Annotated in this window: 17 protein-coding genes; 11 read left to right on the top strand and 6 right to left on the bottom strand. The window is 55.5% G+C overall.

Annotated features, from left to right (window positions below; all coding sequences use genetic code 11):
* Positions 1–48: 48 nt before the first annotated feature.
* Positions 49–225 (bottom strand): hypothetical protein, encoded by a 177-nt coding sequence (locus AB1E37_RS15370; RefSeq protein ID WP_032410215.1) that lies wholly within the window; start codon positions 223–225, stop codon positions 49–51.
* On the opposite strand from AB1E37_RS15370, the gene AB1E37_RS15365 reads away from it, so the two are divergent.
* Positions 173–352 (top strand): hypothetical protein, encoded by a 180-nt coding sequence (locus AB1E37_RS15365; protein WP_004224175.1) that lies wholly within the window; start codon positions 173–175, stop codon positions 350–352. The two genes, AB1E37_RS15370 and AB1E37_RS15365, sit on opposite strands and share 53 nt — an antisense overlap.
* 26 nt (positions 353–378) lie before the next feature.
* Here the strand turns inward: AB1E37_RS15365 and AB1E37_RS15360 are convergent, their stop codons facing one another.
* Both AB1E37_RS15360 and AB1E37_RS15355 read right to left on the bottom strand, forming a co-directional pair.
* A complete protein-coding gene (locus AB1E37_RS15360) occupies positions 379–606 on the bottom strand; it encodes a DUF1272 domain-containing protein (protein ID WP_004140530.1) in 228 nt (75 codons plus the stop codon).
* Positions 607–718: 112 nt separating this feature from the next.
* Positions 719–1,912, bottom strand: coding sequence for a zinc-dependent alcohol dehydrogenase (locus AB1E37_RS15355; protein WP_004140529.1), 1,194 nt, complete (start codon positions 1,910–1,912; stop codon positions 719–721).
* Between the two features lie 621 nt (positions 1,913–2,533).
* Between AB1E37_RS15355 and AB1E37_RS15350 the strand changes: the two genes are divergently transcribed.
* The 6 genes from AB1E37_RS15350 (at position 2,534) to cydB (ending at position 7,210) form a co-directional block, all read left to right on the top strand.
* Positions 2,534–2,719 (top strand): general stress protein, encoded by a 186-nt coding sequence (locus tag AB1E37_RS15350; RefSeq protein ID WP_004150795.1) that lies wholly within the window; start codon positions 2,534–2,536, stop codon positions 2,717–2,719.
* Between the two features lie 90 nt (positions 2,720–2,809).
* A complete protein-coding gene (locus AB1E37_RS15345; protein ID WP_004148027.1) occupies positions 2,810–3,304 on the top strand; it encodes a ferritin-like domain-containing protein in 495 nt (164 codons plus the stop codon).
* Positions 3,305–3,330: 26 nt separating this feature from the next.
* Positions 3,331–3,837 carry a ferritin-like domain-containing protein gene (locus AB1E37_RS15340; protein ID WP_004140514.1) on the top strand — a complete coding sequence of 169 codons (507 nt, stop codon included), beginning with the start codon at positions 3,331–3,333 and terminating at the stop codon, positions 3,835–3,837.
* A gap of 16 nt (positions 3,838–3,853) precedes the next feature.
* Positions 3,854–4,741 (top strand): manganese catalase family protein, encoded by an 888-nt coding sequence (locus tag AB1E37_RS15335; protein WP_004179357.1) that lies wholly within the window; start codon positions 3,854–3,856, stop codon positions 4,739–4,741.
* Positions 4,742–4,796: 55 nt separating this feature from the next.
* Positions 4,797–6,203 carry a cytochrome ubiquinol oxidase subunit I gene (locus AB1E37_RS15330; RefSeq protein WP_004140511.1) on the top strand — a complete coding sequence of 469 codons (1,407 nt, stop codon included), beginning with the start codon at positions 4,797–4,799 and terminating at the stop codon, positions 6,201–6,203.
* A complete protein-coding gene (gene cydB / locus AB1E37_RS15325; RefSeq protein ID WP_004140509.1) occupies positions 6,200–7,210 on the top strand; it encodes a cytochrome d ubiquinol oxidase subunit II in 1,011 nt (336 codons plus the stop codon). The genes AB1E37_RS15330 and cydB overlap by 4 nt, the downstream gene beginning before the upstream one ends.
* Before the next feature lie 115 nt (positions 7,211–7,325).
* Here the strand turns inward: cydB and AB1E37_RS15320 are convergent, their stop codons facing one another.
* Positions 7,326–7,523, bottom strand: coding sequence for a hypothetical protein (locus AB1E37_RS15320; protein WP_004140506.1), 198 nt, complete (start codon positions 7,521–7,523; stop codon positions 7,326–7,328).
* Between the two features lie 566 nt (positions 7,524–8,089).
* Here AB1E37_RS15320 and AB1E37_RS15315 point away from each other — a divergent pair.
* From AB1E37_RS15315 to AB1E37_RS15305, 3 genes are all read left to right on the top strand, one after another.
* Positions 8,090–8,722 (top strand): helix-turn-helix domain-containing protein, encoded by a 633-nt coding sequence (locus AB1E37_RS15315; protein WP_004150791.1) that lies wholly within the window; start codon positions 8,090–8,092, stop codon positions 8,720–8,722.
* A 39-nt stretch (positions 8,723–8,761) separates the two neighbouring features.
* Positions 8,762–8,941 (top strand): hypothetical protein, encoded by a 180-nt coding sequence (locus AB1E37_RS15310; RefSeq protein ID WP_004140501.1) that lies wholly within the window; start codon positions 8,762–8,764, stop codon positions 8,939–8,941.
* Between the two features lie 397 nt (positions 8,942–9,338).
* Positions 9,339–10,025 carry an EAL domain-containing protein gene (locus tag AB1E37_RS15305; protein WP_004150790.1) on the top strand — a complete coding sequence of 229 codons (687 nt, stop codon included), beginning with the start codon at positions 9,339–9,341 and terminating at the stop codon, positions 10,023–10,025.
* 112 nt (positions 10,026–10,137) lie between these two features.
* On the opposite strand, the gene AB1E37_RS15300 is transcribed toward AB1E37_RS15305, so the two are convergent.
* Together AB1E37_RS15300 and AB1E37_RS15295 are read right to left on the bottom strand one after the other, a co-directional pair.
* The gene (locus AB1E37_RS15300) at positions 10,138–10,302 is read right to left on the bottom strand and encodes a hypothetical protein (protein WP_032410895.1); all 165 of its coding nucleotides are present in this window, start codon (positions 10,300–10,302) and stop codon (positions 10,138–10,140) included.
* Between the two features lie 33 nt (positions 10,303–10,335).
* Positions 10,336–11,844 (bottom strand): UbiD family decarboxylase, encoded by a 1,509-nt coding sequence (locus tag AB1E37_RS15295; RefSeq protein ID WP_004140497.1) that lies wholly within the window; start codon positions 11,842–11,844, stop codon positions 10,336–10,338.
* Between the two features lie 120 nt (positions 11,845–11,964).
* On the opposite strand from AB1E37_RS15295, the gene AB1E37_RS15290 reads away from it, so the two are divergent.
* Positions 11,965–12,855 (top strand): LysR substrate-binding domain-containing protein, encoded by an 891-nt coding sequence (locus tag AB1E37_RS15290; protein ID WP_004150788.1) that lies wholly within the window; start codon positions 11,965–11,967, stop codon positions 12,853–12,855.
* Positions 12,856–12,860: the final 5 nt, after the last annotated feature.

Below are 12,860 nucleotides of genomic sequence, written 5' to 3'. Positions count from 1 at the left end.
ATATGCCAGGCAGGAGATCAACGATTGCAACGGAAATGCTCCCAGGCGTTATTGCGATGGTGAATAAAAAAGACCGCCAGCCATGCGATACGGCAGCCTGAGCGCACAGGGCTGGCTGAGTTTTAGTGAAATCGCGATGTGGGGGGATAAACCCTGAGGGCTGCGGCTATCGATGAAAGCGATCGCCGACGGGCAGTACGGGCGGGAAAGTCGTTTTACTGACATGCAGAATATGAACCCGGAAACGCTCGCCCGGACTAGCGAAGCGCCGCCGGGCGATAATCGAAAGAGCACGTTGTCTGCCACCGGTCACGCCTTCAGGCTCCGCGCTCTCCTCGGGCGTGAATTTTAACCTTAGCCGGGAGACCTGCGTCTCGCCTACTGTGCATGGCGGCGCAGGGTGGAGGCGGGGTGGCGCCGCAGCGCCTCTTCGGGACGCACAGGGCGCCGCACCAGTTCGCCGCCGCAGTTCGGGCAATGTCCGTTCAGTCGCGTCGTCATGCAGTCCCGGCAAAAGGTGCACTCGAACGAGCAGATAAACGCCTCGGGTGAGTCTGGCGGCAGATCTTTATCACAGCATTCGCAATTCGGACGTAACTCGAGCATCAACTTCTCCTCTGGTGAACGGCTATATCAGCGACGGCGGGCCAAAGCACGCTATGTTTATATCATGCCGCGATCGGTCCGCCGAGAATTTCCTTGCGCGGTAATCGCCTTCTCAGAGGGTCGCCTTCCCGGGCTGCATTCCCGGTACGAGGATCACTTTGCGGCACGCCTCTTCACGTTTCTCAAAAATCTGATAGCCGCGCGCGGCCTCCTCCAGCGGCATATGGTGAGTGACAATCTCCTCCGGGGTAAGCAGCCCTTGCTCAATAAGCGCCAGCAGATCCGGCAACCAGGCGTGGACGTGGGTTTGTCCCATCCTGAAGGTCAGTCCTTTATCAAAGGCATCGCCAAACATAAAGCCGTGGATGAAACCGGCGTAAACCCCGGGTACGCTGACGATGCCGCCGCGGCGCACGGCGGCGATGCACTGGCGCAGGGCTTTTCCGCTGCTCCCCTCGATTTTCAGGGTGCTGAGGACGGTTTCCGTAAGGCTACCTTTCGCCTCGAAGCCCACGGCGTCGATCACCGCGTCGACGCCGCGATGGCCCGGCGTGTTATCGATAATCCACTGCGCAGGATCGTCATGGTGGTCAAAGTTTATCGGGATCGCGCCATAGCGTTGTTGCGCGAAATCGAGTCGGTAATCGTTATGATCGATGATAAATATCTGTTCTGCGCCATTGAGCCTGGCGCAGGAGGCGCAGAGCAGGCCTACCGGGCCGGCGCCAAAAATAGCCACGCTACTGCCGGGTTTGACCTCGGCGTTTTTAACCGCCTGCCAGGCGGTGGGCAGAATATCTGACAGAAACAGCACCTTTTCATCGGGTAAGGTGTCTGGCACTTTAAACGGTCCGGTATTGGCTTTGGGGACCCGTACATATTCCGCCTGGCCGCCCGGGATCCCGCCGTACAAATCGCTATAGCCAAACAGCGCCGCCGGTGGCGAAATGCCTTTTCGATTGAGCGTCGCTCCCTGGCCGCTATTGGTGCTTTCGCAGGCGGCATACTGCTGCAAGCGACAAAAGAAGCAGTCTCCGCAGGCGATGACAAACGGGATAACCACCCGGTCGCCTTTGCGGACCGCGGTGACCTCGGAACCGGCTTCCACCACTTCCCCCATAAATTCATGGCCGAAAATATCACCATGGTGCGTGCCGGGGATCTTTCCGCGGTACAGATGCAGATCGGAACCGCAAATCGCTGTCGCGGTGACGCGCAGAATAATATCGTCCGCTGCCTCAAGAGCCGGGTCAGGCATGGTGTCGACGCTGACATGATGCGGGCCGTGATAAGTAAGTGCTTTCATAGAATATTCTCCTCGAGAGAAAGGTTGACAGTATGCGGTTCTTCGGCCTGGTGAACGGCTGCTATCGTCACCGATAAATCATCGTAAAAAATAAAGCGTAGAGTACTAATAATGGAACTGCGTGATATTCCAGGGGCTGAATATATTCCACGCTTCGCTTATTTAGCAGCTGGTTTGTTGAGATTATTTGCCTATTGCCCTTATGTGTGCCAGTATTAATCGGGCATGATATTCGCTCCATTTTGTTTGCTAGCCGCTTCCCCAGCGGCTTTTTTTATCCGTAAAATCAGGGAAAATTCTTAATTTCCGTCTGGCAAAGGACAATGCTGCCGCTTCGTTATATAACCCAACGGTAGTAATCCTCCGGTATAGATAATTCTTTGCCACAGAGGTGATCTGCATACATTATTTCCCTGAACACAGTGAGTTAGCGTCAAGGTGCCGTCTGGTTATTTTTGAGGTGTCTTGTAGAATTATTCCGAATTACTGCTAAAAGGTGTCGAAAAAACGGAATAATAATTTGACTAACCAGCATTACCCGCTAGATTTAAATATCGAACGACGAGTGATACGGAATATTTTCGTATCGTACTGACATAACCGATATACATGAGGTGAAATATGGCAGAGCATCGTGGTGGTTCCGGTAATTTTGCTGAAGACCGTGAAAAAGCTTCTGAAGCAGGTCGTAAAGGTGGTCAGCACAGCGGCGGGAACTTTAAAAATGATCCGCAGCGTGCGTCCGAAGCGGGTAAAAAAGGCGGACAGAATAGCCACGGCGGTGGCCGCAAGTCCGATAATTCCTGATTATCCTTTTCCTTGCACCCTGAAGTGAAAGTATCTCCTGCGAGTCTGTCACAGACTCGCAGTTATTTTCTGACTCCAGAAGGTATTTCTATGAATATGAAAAGCATTGAAGATGTATTTATTCACCTGCTCTCAGATACCTACAGCGCAGAGAAACAATTAACCCGCGGGCTGGCTAAACTAGCCAGAGCGGCGTCCAGTGAAAAACTCAGCGCGGCGTTCAATGCTCATCTTGAAGAAACCCAGGGCCAGATCGAACGTATCGACCAGATTATTGAACAGGAATCCAACCTGAAAATCAAACGCATGAAATGCGTGGCCATGGAAGGATTAATCGAAGAAGCTAATGAAGTCGTTGAGAGCACGGAAAAAAATGAGGTACGTGATGCTGCATTAATTGCCGCTGCGCAAAAGGTCGAGCATTACGAAATTGCCAGTTACGGTACTCTGGTCACCCTGGCAGAGCAGTTGGGCTATAAAAAAGCAGCCAAACTGCTTGCCGAAACCCTGGAAGAAGAAAAACAAACCGATGTGAAATTAACCGATCTGGCGGTAGGTAATATTAATAAGAAAGCGGAAAAATAAATTCTCCCTGACACGAGGAAATCACGATGAATCACGTTGAACATTACCATGACTGGCTACGAGATGCGCATGCCATGGAAAAACAGGCAGAGTCCATGCTGGAATCAATGGCTGGCCGTATCGATAATTATCCGGATCTCCGTGCCAGAATCGAACAGCATGTTAACGAGACCAAACGGCAAATTACCGTGCTGGAAGAGATCCTCGACCGCAATGAGATTTCGCGCTCGGTGATTAAAGATTCGATGAGTAAAATGGCGGCTCTCGGCCAGTCCATCGGCGGGATGTTTCCTTCCGATGAAATCGTCAAAGGCTCGATCAGCGGGTACGTTTTCGAGCAGTTTGAAATCGCCTGCTATACCTCTCTGCTGGCGGCCGCTGAAAAAGCGGGCGATACCGCCTCCATCCCAGCCATTGAAGCCATCCTGGCGGAAGAGCGGGAAATGGCCGACTGGCTGATTAAACATATTCCTCAGACCACAGAGCAGTTTCTCCTGCGTTCAGATGCTGACGGCGTAGAAGCGAAAAAATAACCCAGGAGGCAGGCCTATGTTTCGTCATGTGAAACAACTGCAGTATACCGTACGCGTTGCTGAACCGAATCCGGGGCTCGCGAATTTACTGCTCGAACAGTTTGGCGGCCCTCAGGGCGAGCTGGCCGCCGCGTGTCGTTATTTCACCCAGGGATTAAGCGATGACGATCCCGGCCGCAAAGATATGCTGATGGATATCGCGACAGAGGAGTTGAGCCATCTGGAGATCATTGGCACTTTGGTCGGCATGCTGAATAAAGGCGCCAAAGGAGCCCTGGCGGAGGGCACCGAGAGCGAGGCGGAACTCTATCGTTCGCTCACCGCCAACGGCAATGACAGCCATATTACATCCCTGCTGTACGGCGGCGGTACCCCGCTGACCAACTCGGCGGGCGTGCCGTGGACGGCGGCCTACATTGATACTATCGGCGAACCCACCGCCGACCTGCGGTCGAATGTCGCGGCGGAGGCGAGGGCGAAGATCGTCTATGAACGCCTGATCAACGTGACCGACGATCCTGGCGTGAAAGACGCGCTGGCCTTCCTGATGACCCGCGAAGCGGCGCATCAGCTCTCTTTTGAGAAGGCCCTGCAGTCGATTCGCAACAACTATCCACCGGGCAAACTGCCGCCCATTAGCGAGTACGCTAACACCTACTACAATATGTCTGAAGGTGGAGAAGTACGCGGCAGCTGGAACAGTGACAAACACTTCGATTATGTCAAGGATCCACAGCCGGGCGTAGACGGCGGAGATGGCAGTGCTTCTGTCGGCCTGACGCCAGAGCAGGAAGCGCTGTGCAAAGCGATGCTGAAGCGAACGCAGTCTGACCCGCAGGGCGATCCTTTGACCGGCGCCGAACTCGGCGCCGGGAAGCAAAACACTTCATCATCGGCTAAGTGATGTTCGCATGAGCCCCGGCTGCGGCCGGGGCGATTCACAATGATGGGTGTGGAATATGTTTGAATTCGACGCGTTTCATCTGGCCCGATTGCAATTCGCCTTTACCGTATCCTTCCATATCCTCTTTCCGGCCATCACCATCGGCCTTGCCAGCTACCTTGTGGTGCTTGAGGGGATGTGGCTGCGAACCCGGGATAATGTCTGGCGTTCACTCTACAATTTCTGGCTGAAAATCTTTGCCGTCAATTTTGGCATGGGCGTAGTCTCCGGATTAGTCATGTCCTATCAGTTCGGCACCAACTGGAGCGGATTTTCCCAGTTCGCTGGCAGTATTACCGGCCCGCTGCTGCTGTACGAAGTGCTGACCGCCTTCTTCCTTGAAGCGGGATTCCTCGGGGTGATGCTGTTTGGCTGGAATAAAGTGCCGCCAGCGCTGCATTTTTTTACCACCTGCATGGTGGCGCTTGGCACGTTGGTTTCTACCTTCTGGATCCTTGCCTCCAATAGCTGGATGCAGACGCCGCAGGGTTTTATCATCGAAAATGGCCATCTCATCCCGCAGGACTGGCTGGCGATTATCTTTAACCCCTCTTTTCCGTATCGCTTGTTCCATATGGCGATAGCCGCGTTTCTCAGTAGCGCCATGTTCGTCGGGGCGTCTGCCGCGTGGCATCTTCTGCGCGGCAACGACTCGCCGGCCATCCGCAAAATGCTGTCGATGGCGATGTGGATGGCGCTGCTGGTGGCGCCGATCCAGGCGGTGGTGGGGGATATGCATGGTCTTAACACCCTTGAGCATCAGCCGGCGAAGATCGCGGCCATCGAAGGGCACTGGGAAAATCGCCCCGGCGAGGCCACGCCGCTGCTGCTGTTTGGCCTGCCGGACATGGAGCAGGAGCGGACCCGCTATGGTCTTGAGATCCCCGCTCTCGGTAGCCTGATCCTTACCCACAGCCTGCATAAGCAGGTGCCGGCCCTGAAAGACTTCCCGAAAGAGGACCGACCCTATTCGCCCGCCGTCTTCTGGTCGTTTCGCATCATGGTCGGGATGGGCGTGTTGATGATCGCCTTAGGGATCTGCAGCGCCTGGCTGCGCTATCGGCGGCGGCTGTACCACTCGCGTCCCTTCCAGTGGTTTGCGCTCTGTATGGGGCCCGCCGGTCTTATTGCCCTGGTCGCCGGGTGGGTGACCACCGAGATGGGCCGCCAGCCGTGGGTGATATACGGGTTGCTGCGCACGCGGGATGCGGTGTCGTTGCACAGCACCCTGCAGATGGCCATCAGCCTGCTGGTATTTATCGTGGTTTACTGCGCCGTGTTTGGCGTGGGGTATTACTACATTTTCCGGCTTATCAAAAAAGGGCCGCAGCCGGTGACGGAGCTGACCTCGCAAACCGCAGGCACCCCGGCGCGTCCGCTCTCAGCGGCTGAGCCGGTGCGTGATGAGGAGAACGCATCATGAGCATCGATATCTCGGTGATTTGGTTTGTCATCATTGTCTTCGCCACGCTGATGTATATCGTGATGGATGGTTTCGATTTAGGTATTGGGATGCTGTTCAGCGTGGTGCATGATGGCGAAGAGCGCGATGTGATGGTCAACAGCGTCGCCCCCGTCTGGGATGGTAACGAAACCTGGCTGGTGCTCGGCGGGGCAGGGCTGTTCGGCGCCTTTCCGCTGGCCTATGCGGTGATCACCGATGCGCTGGTTATCCCGCTGACGGCGATGCTCATCGGCCTGATTTTTCGCGGCGTGGCCTTTGAATTTCGTTTTAAAGCGGTTCCCTCGCATCGCATCTTCTGGGACTATGCCTTTGCCGGCGGCTCGCTGTTGGCGACCTTCAGCCAGGGGATTGTCGTCGGCGCGTTTATCAACGGCTTTGCGGTGGCTGACCGCCGCTTCGCCGGTTCGACGCTGGACTGGCTTACCCCTTTCAATCTGTTCTGCGGTCTGGGGCTGGTGGTGGCCTATCTGCTGCTGGGCACCACGTGGTTGATTATGAAAAGCGAAGGCGCGCTGCAGCAGCGGATGCGCGAGCTGACCCGCAAGGTACTGCTGGCGCTGATGGCGGTGATCGCGGTGGTCAGCGTCTGGACGCCGTTGGGCTGGCGCTACGTGGCGGAACGCTGGTTTACGCTGCCCAATTTCTTCTGGTTCGTGCCGGTGCCGATTCTGGTGTTGGCTCTGAGCCTGTGGATCTGGCGCCTGAGCGCGCGCCCCGCCAGCCACGCCCGTCCCTTTATCCTGACGCTGGGCCTGATTTTCCTCGGCTTCAGCGGGTTGGGGATCAGCGTCTGGCCGAACATTATCCCACCGCATATCTCTCTGTGGGATGCCGCTGCGCCGCCCTCCAGCCAGGTATTTATGCTGCCGGGGGCGCTGCTCATTATCCCGGTGATCCTGATGTATACCGCCTGGAGCTACTACGTCTTTCGCGGCAAAGTCTCCGGCAGCGAGGGCTATCACTGAGCCTGATTCGCGCCGGCAGGTGAGGATTTGCCGGCGCGTCGCGCCGTCCGGTCAGGGATGACCGAGAGGGATGCGCACAAACCGGTGATCTGCTGCAACGACTCGGGCCGGGTGTTTATGCCTTCGGCGGCTTGATCTTAATAATAAATCGTTCGTTAACCCGGGTGATCCTCGCGCCAATATCGCCAAACTCGGTGGCGATTTTAAAAAAATCGTCCGCGGCGACATCAAAATCGAGTTCAATCTTCGGGTGTTGTCCTGTCGCCAGTAATTCATAGAAATGGTCAAGGCTGCGGGCTTTTTCGCTAGGCATCTTATTTCTCCATGGTAAACCAATCTGCAGGGGTTTTATTGCTTACGGCGCTTTTACGGATTATTCAGCAGGATGACAAACGTGCCTGATATAAAATTATGCAATGACAGTAAGAATGAGGCAGGGCGAGGTTATTCCGTGTTGTTAAACCGCGTGGCGACGCGTTGTCCGCCATACCATGACGGCAGAGACGACCCTGCGGCGCCGGTTGATGATAGACATTTTTTGATGACAAATTAATGACAATAAAATGAATCTGTCCGGGCTCGGGATGGCATCGTGCTAAATAATTTTATTCTGTGGCTGTTAAGGTGGTTGTTAACTACTTTATGGTGATGGAGCGTCTTTTTTAGGGCCAACGGCGAGGGAACAACGATGCAATTACTTGATTTATTCGCAGGCTTATTATGGTTAAGCAGCGTTATCTTCCTGCTGTTTGTTCTTGATGTGATCATCACCCGTTATCTTTATCGTAAATAATCGACAACGACAGCGGCGTTGGGCATAGGGGACGGCGTCGGAGGATGATAATATAACCCGCGGACTGATTCAGAAAGGAATGCGCGGTGGCCGGGAGAATTGATTACGATATTGAAAAATACCAGTTTACCGAAGCCGGTGAGACGCCACGGCTCCGGGAGCAGTGGCGTGAAGTATACCTGGAGTGTCGTCAGCTGCGGGCCGGGGCAGAGGAGCGCCTGCGCATTGCGTTACTGAACGTCGACTATGTCACCAGCTTCGAGCTGCCTTTTCGCCTGCTGCTGGTGCGCGCGCCGCAGCTAATCGCCGATGTTCGCGAGACGTTGCAGCTTAGCCGTAAAGCCGCCGTTTTCAACGGCAAACGTTACGGCTGCGTCTATAGTTTGAAACAGGATTTACAGGCTGTCCCGGAAGCCTTTCATTACCGCCTGGCAAACCGCATTCGTCGCGTCGATGCAACCGGGCTGACGGCGGCCCCGTACCAGCAGATTGCCCGGGAGATAAAGCCGGCCCGGGAGCGGCTCCGCCAGGCGCTGAACGCCGGCCTGCCGGTCACCGCTCTCGACGCCCTGTTCTGGTTCGGCAGTCAGCGAGTGGCGGCGGACATCGCGCAGTTGCGCCGGTCCGGCATGGCGATTGTCACGACGGAGGTGGAGGTCAGCGACAATTTGTTCAATACCACCCGACGAGTGCCCGTTTACCGCCTGGCCAGCGAGTGAATCGGCAACCTTTCGCCCAGCCGTTGCCTCTGCAGACAGTTGACCATTGCCCCGTCGAACCAGACGCACAGCCCTCTGGCGACAGGCCGCGGGGCCGGTTCCAGCCATGCGCTGGCGATGAGCATGAGGAGCATTAGCGCCAGTGGAACCATGTATTTTCTTTTCACTGCCCTTTATCCGCTGCGCCTGTTCTGCCAGCAAGGTAGCGGTAAAGTATGACGTTTCGTTGACCGGGGCAGCGTTTTTAATATTGGCAAGCGGTTGCGTTGGGCCAGAGATTATTCATCTTTTGGCATACGAGAGGACGAAAACTGGCGGCTTGTATTTTTGATTTTTATTACACCACGCTTTTTTTTGCCGCCGGGGAAAAGCGTAATGTGGCTACGACTGGATGCGGCTCGTCATGTAACTGGCTGGTTTGAAACAATATTTTAATCGTTGTCTAAACGCATGCGACAGCGGTGGCTAATTTATATTAATTCACTTTACCGATCAATAAATTATATGTTGATAGTTTTTAACTATCGAATGTTTCTTATCGATCATTTTAAACTATTTTTGTTGGCGGGAAATATATGACATGCTTTAACCCTTTCTTATTTTTGGTATTTTTTAAATGGTTGAAGAAAACGCGAAAAATACCTCCTATCGCTTCGTACTGGAGCCCGCTATTAGCGATGATGGCAGCTGCCACTCGTGGGAATTGCTCACTAAAGATATTATAGCACCCGCACGAAATAATGCCTCAGCGCCCGCGTTTTCTTTCTCCACGCTTACCGAAAGCGATAAGCTTGCACTATTTACCCGACAAATCGAGTTGCTTTCCGTATTTGATTTTTCCCTGGTCGATAATAAGCCGATCTCGCTCAATATCGATGATTTATTAAGCCATTTTATTCTGACGGACCGCTATCTCTGCGATTTTCTGCGCTCGTGTAAGCATATTGCTTTGGAGATAAATGAGAATTTTCATGAGTTTATCGCCGGCCGCGAGCTGACGGCGCTAAGCACGCTGGCGGCGCTTTGTCCGGTCTGGCTGGATGATTTTGGTCGCGGGCGAACCTCCTTCCCGCTGCTGGAGAGATTCCGCTTCGATTGCGTCAAAGTGGATAAGGATTACTTCTGGGATAAAGAAAACGACCCCGCTTTGCCCGGTCTGTTGCAGTCTATTCATACCCTGACCGGCCATGTGATCGTTGAGGGTATCGAAACCGAAAAGCAAAAACGGTTAATCACTTCTGCCGGGGACATCATAGGTCAGGGCCGCTACTGGAAGGAAGAATATATTTTTCTTTGCGGTTGAGGGTCGACCGGGGGCTGGTTTCGGTTACCTGCTATTCTTTTATTTTCCAGTTTTAAATTCCCCCTTTGCTACTGATAGTCTTTATTAGCGCAGTGATAAGCGCCTCTCTTTTTTATGAAGGATCGTTCCCTGTAAATACCCCCATGCGTAACGCCCCGATCGCCATTTCGACGTAAGCCAGGTGCTGACTTCTGAGCTGCGCGAGCTGGTGAAAAAAGATCTCGCCGCTGCGATCAATTAATCCTGCCTGCGCCATCCGCTCAGGATCGCGCGGCATGGAAAAATGCCGCCGTTTACCGGCGGCTATTGCTTATTTTGCGCTACCCTGGTTTTTTTCCAGCCGGGCGAAATACTCCGGTGCAAACGGGCGCGGATCGACGTCGGCAAACGGCGCGCGCTCAAAGTGCGATTTCAGCGCCCAGGGGACCGTGCAGTCAAAAATGGTCTTGCAGCTGATGCCATTTCCACGGATCGACGGGCTGTATTCCGGCGTCTGGGACGGATCCAGCTGGTGACCGCGAATGCCGGGGATTGTCGTAATGCTGACGTCCCCCTGCATGCGGGTGGTCATCGCCCACAGGATATCGTCGCTGTCAAAGATGTCGACATCTTCATCAACCAGAATAATATTTTTTAGCTCGGAATAGGTCGCCAGCGCCAGCAGCGCGGCCTGCCCCTGCCGGCCTTCATCGGCGGGTTGACGTTTTTTCACCTGCAGGATCCCGAGGAACTTACCGCCACCCGCGGTGTGGGCGTAGACATTTTGTAAAAAGCCCGGAATGGCGGCCTCGACGGCATTCCAGATACTGGCTTCCGTTGGCAGGCCGGCGAGGGTGGTATGCTCTTCCCCCGGTCCCACCAGGGTCTGCAGAATCGCATTGTTTCGCATGGTCACTGCTTTGACTTTGATTACCGGCAGCGACGGATTAGCGCCGCCGCAGTAGCCAGGAAATTCCGGCATCGCGTGGCCGCTATTGGTGTGCTGATCCTCTCTGACGCGCACGCCAGGCAACAGCTCACCTTCGATAACGATCTCGGCGCGGGCGATGGCTTTCTCCGGGACGCTGACGCCCTGAACCAGCTCCACCGGACGTTGACGCAGCGCGCCGGCGACGCCCAGCTCGTTATAGCCGAACGGCGTGGTAGGGGCTTCGAAGCAGGCGCCAATATAGATGGCCGGATCGAGACCCATATTGATGGTTATCGGCAGCGGTTTGCCGGCGGCCTCGGCCTTCTGGCGAAACACTTCGATATGGCGGCCGGCGGCAAGAAACATCGACAGCTCATCCCGGCCCTGAACGCACAAGCGGTGGATGGTGACGTCGGTCAGCGAGGCGTCGTCGGGATCGCTGGCCAGCGCCAGGCCCAGGCAGAAGAAGGGGCCGGCGTCGATAGGGGTGTTGGTGGGCGCCGGAAGCAGGGTGCGCAAATCAAAATCCGGATCGTCGGCCAGAAAGATCTGTTCCTGGCAGGGGGCGCTGCTGGCCGGGACGACCACCGGCGCGACCGGTTTTTTCACCGCCTTACCCACTTCAAGGGCCAGCTGCGAGGCTTCGCAGCCCAGCAGCAGCGCGGCCCGCTGGCGGCTGGCGTGCATACCCACCAGAATGCGCGAGTGTGGATAACCCTTAATATTGTTAAACATCATCGCCGGCCCGATGCGAGTGGGGCGCTTCACGGTGCCGCCCGCGCCGATATGGCGATAAACACCGGCCAGCTCGGCGTTAGGGTCAACCGGATGATCGGTTTCGAGATACTGATTGTCATGCTGTTGCAGCAGCGCGATGGCGTCGCGCAGATCCTGAATCGGTGCGGTCATGATGTTCTCCTTAGCGTATCGATGCGCACAGTATGCTTCGCAGGCTAATGGTTATCAATTGCATCATTTATGCTTTATTGATAAGCTTTTTCTTATCAATTTGTAGGGAGGAGTCCGACCATGTCCTTGCGAGCGTTACGCCATTTTGTGGTCGTTGCCGAAGAGTTGCATATGCACCGGGCGGCGGAGCGGTTACATATCGCCCAGCCCGCCCTCAGTCAGCAGATTAAGCAGCTTGAGCAGCGCCTGGGCGTGGTGCTCTTTTCCCGCGCTAACCGCCGTCTGACTCTGACCGCCGCGGGCGAGGCCTTTTTACACAAGACGCGGCTGGCGCTGGAAATGGCCGATCAGGCGGTGCTGGACGCCCAGCGCACCGCGCGGGGCGAGCAGGGGAGGCTGCATTTGGGGTATGTCTCCAGCGCGATGTACGACAGTAAACTGCCGGGGCTCCTGCGCCGGCTGCGCGCCGACTGGCCGGGGATTGAGCTGTCGCTGGTCCAGGGGGATGTGCAAATGCTCTACGAAGCGCTGTTGGATCTGCGTCTGGATATCGCCATCATCCGCGCGCCGCTGGCCTCGCCGCCGGACGCGCTGGTGGTCAGGCCGTTTGTACGTGAAAAGCTCTGCCTGGCGCTCTATCAACAGCATCCGCTGGCCGGCGTGGGCGCGCTTAATCTGGCCTCATTGCGCACTGACAACTGGATCTCGCTTGACGATCCGCAGGGCACCGGACTGGAGCAGGTTTTTATGGATGCCTGTCGCGTCGCGGGCTTTACGCCGCAGGTGGCGCAGCGGATTAACGACGTTACCTCGATGATTAGCCTGGTCTCCGCCGGGGTGGGAGTGGCGTTGGTTCCGCTCTCGGCGCGGGCCTTACGCCTTGATAACGTGGTGTATATCGATCTCCAGGATCGGCTGGCGGAGAGTGAGCTGAGCATGGTTTACCACCGCCATATTCGTTCGGCAGTGGTAAGGAAAGTTATCTCGCTGCTTAATACCGCTGAGCGATAGTCCCG

The organism is Klebsiella sp. Shm-1, assembly GCF_040804525.1.
Lineage (GTDB): Bacteria > Pseudomonadota > Gammaproteobacteria > Enterobacterales > Enterobacteriaceae > Klebsiella > Klebsiella pneumoniae.
The sequence above is the reverse complement of the archived record's forward strand: the minus strand, read 5'-3'. Positions and strand labels throughout refer to the sequence as shown.

Excerpts from the sequence above, each read along its gene's own strand:
- AB1E37_RS15365 (WP_004224175.1), top strand. The coding sequence starts at position 173 with ATGAAAGCGATCGCCGACGGGCAGTACGGGCGGGAAAGTCGTTTTACT.
- AB1E37_RS15370 (WP_032410215.1), bottom strand. The coding sequence starts at position 225 with ATGTCAGTAAAACGACTTTCCCGCCCGTACTGCCCGTCGGCGATCGCT.
- AB1E37_RS15360 (WP_004140530.1), bottom strand. The coding sequence starts at position 606 with ATGCTCGAGTTACGTCCGAATTGCGAATGCTGTGATAAAGATCTGCCG.
- AB1E37_RS15355 (WP_004140529.1), bottom strand. The coding sequence starts at position 1,912 with ATGAAAGCACTTACTTATCACGGCCCGCATCATGTCAGCGTCGACACC.
- AB1E37_RS15350 (WP_004150795.1), top strand. The coding sequence starts at position 2,534 with ATGGCAGAGCATCGTGGTGGTTCCGGTAATTTTGCTGAAGACCGTGAA.
- AB1E37_RS15345 (WP_004148027.1), top strand. The coding sequence starts at position 2,810 with ATGAATATGAAAAGCATTGAAGATGTATTTATTCACCTGCTCTCAGAT.
- AB1E37_RS15340 (WP_004140514.1), top strand. The coding sequence starts at position 3,331 with ATGAATCACGTTGAACATTACCATGACTGGCTACGAGATGCGCATGCC.
- AB1E37_RS15335 (WP_004179357.1), top strand. The coding sequence starts at position 3,854 with ATGTTTCGTCATGTGAAACAACTGCAGTATACCGTACGCGTTGCTGAA.
- AB1E37_RS15330 (WP_004140511.1), top strand. The coding sequence starts at position 4,797 with ATGTTTGAATTCGACGCGTTTCATCTGGCCCGATTGCAATTCGCCTTT.
- cydB (WP_004140509.1), top strand. The coding sequence starts at position 6,200 with ATGAGCATCGATATCTCGGTGATTTGGTTTGTCATCATTGTCTTCGCC.
- AB1E37_RS15320 (WP_004140506.1), bottom strand. The coding sequence starts at position 7,523 with ATGCCTAGCGAAAAAGCCCGCAGCCTTGACCATTTCTATGAATTACTG.
- AB1E37_RS15305 (WP_004150790.1), top strand. The coding sequence starts at position 9,339 with ATGGTTGAAGAAAACGCGAAAAATACCTCCTATCGCTTCGTACTGGAG.
- AB1E37_RS15300 (WP_032410895.1), bottom strand. The coding sequence starts at position 10,302 with ATGCCGCGCGATCCTGAGCGGATGGCGCAGGCAGGATTAATTGATCGC.
- AB1E37_RS15295 (WP_004140497.1), bottom strand. The coding sequence starts at position 11,844 with ATGACCGCACCGATTCAGGATCTGCGCGACGCCATCGCGCTGCTGCAA.
- AB1E37_RS15290 (WP_004150788.1), top strand. The coding sequence starts at position 11,965 with ATGTCCTTGCGAGCGTTACGCCATTTTGTGGTCGTTGCCGAAGAGTTG.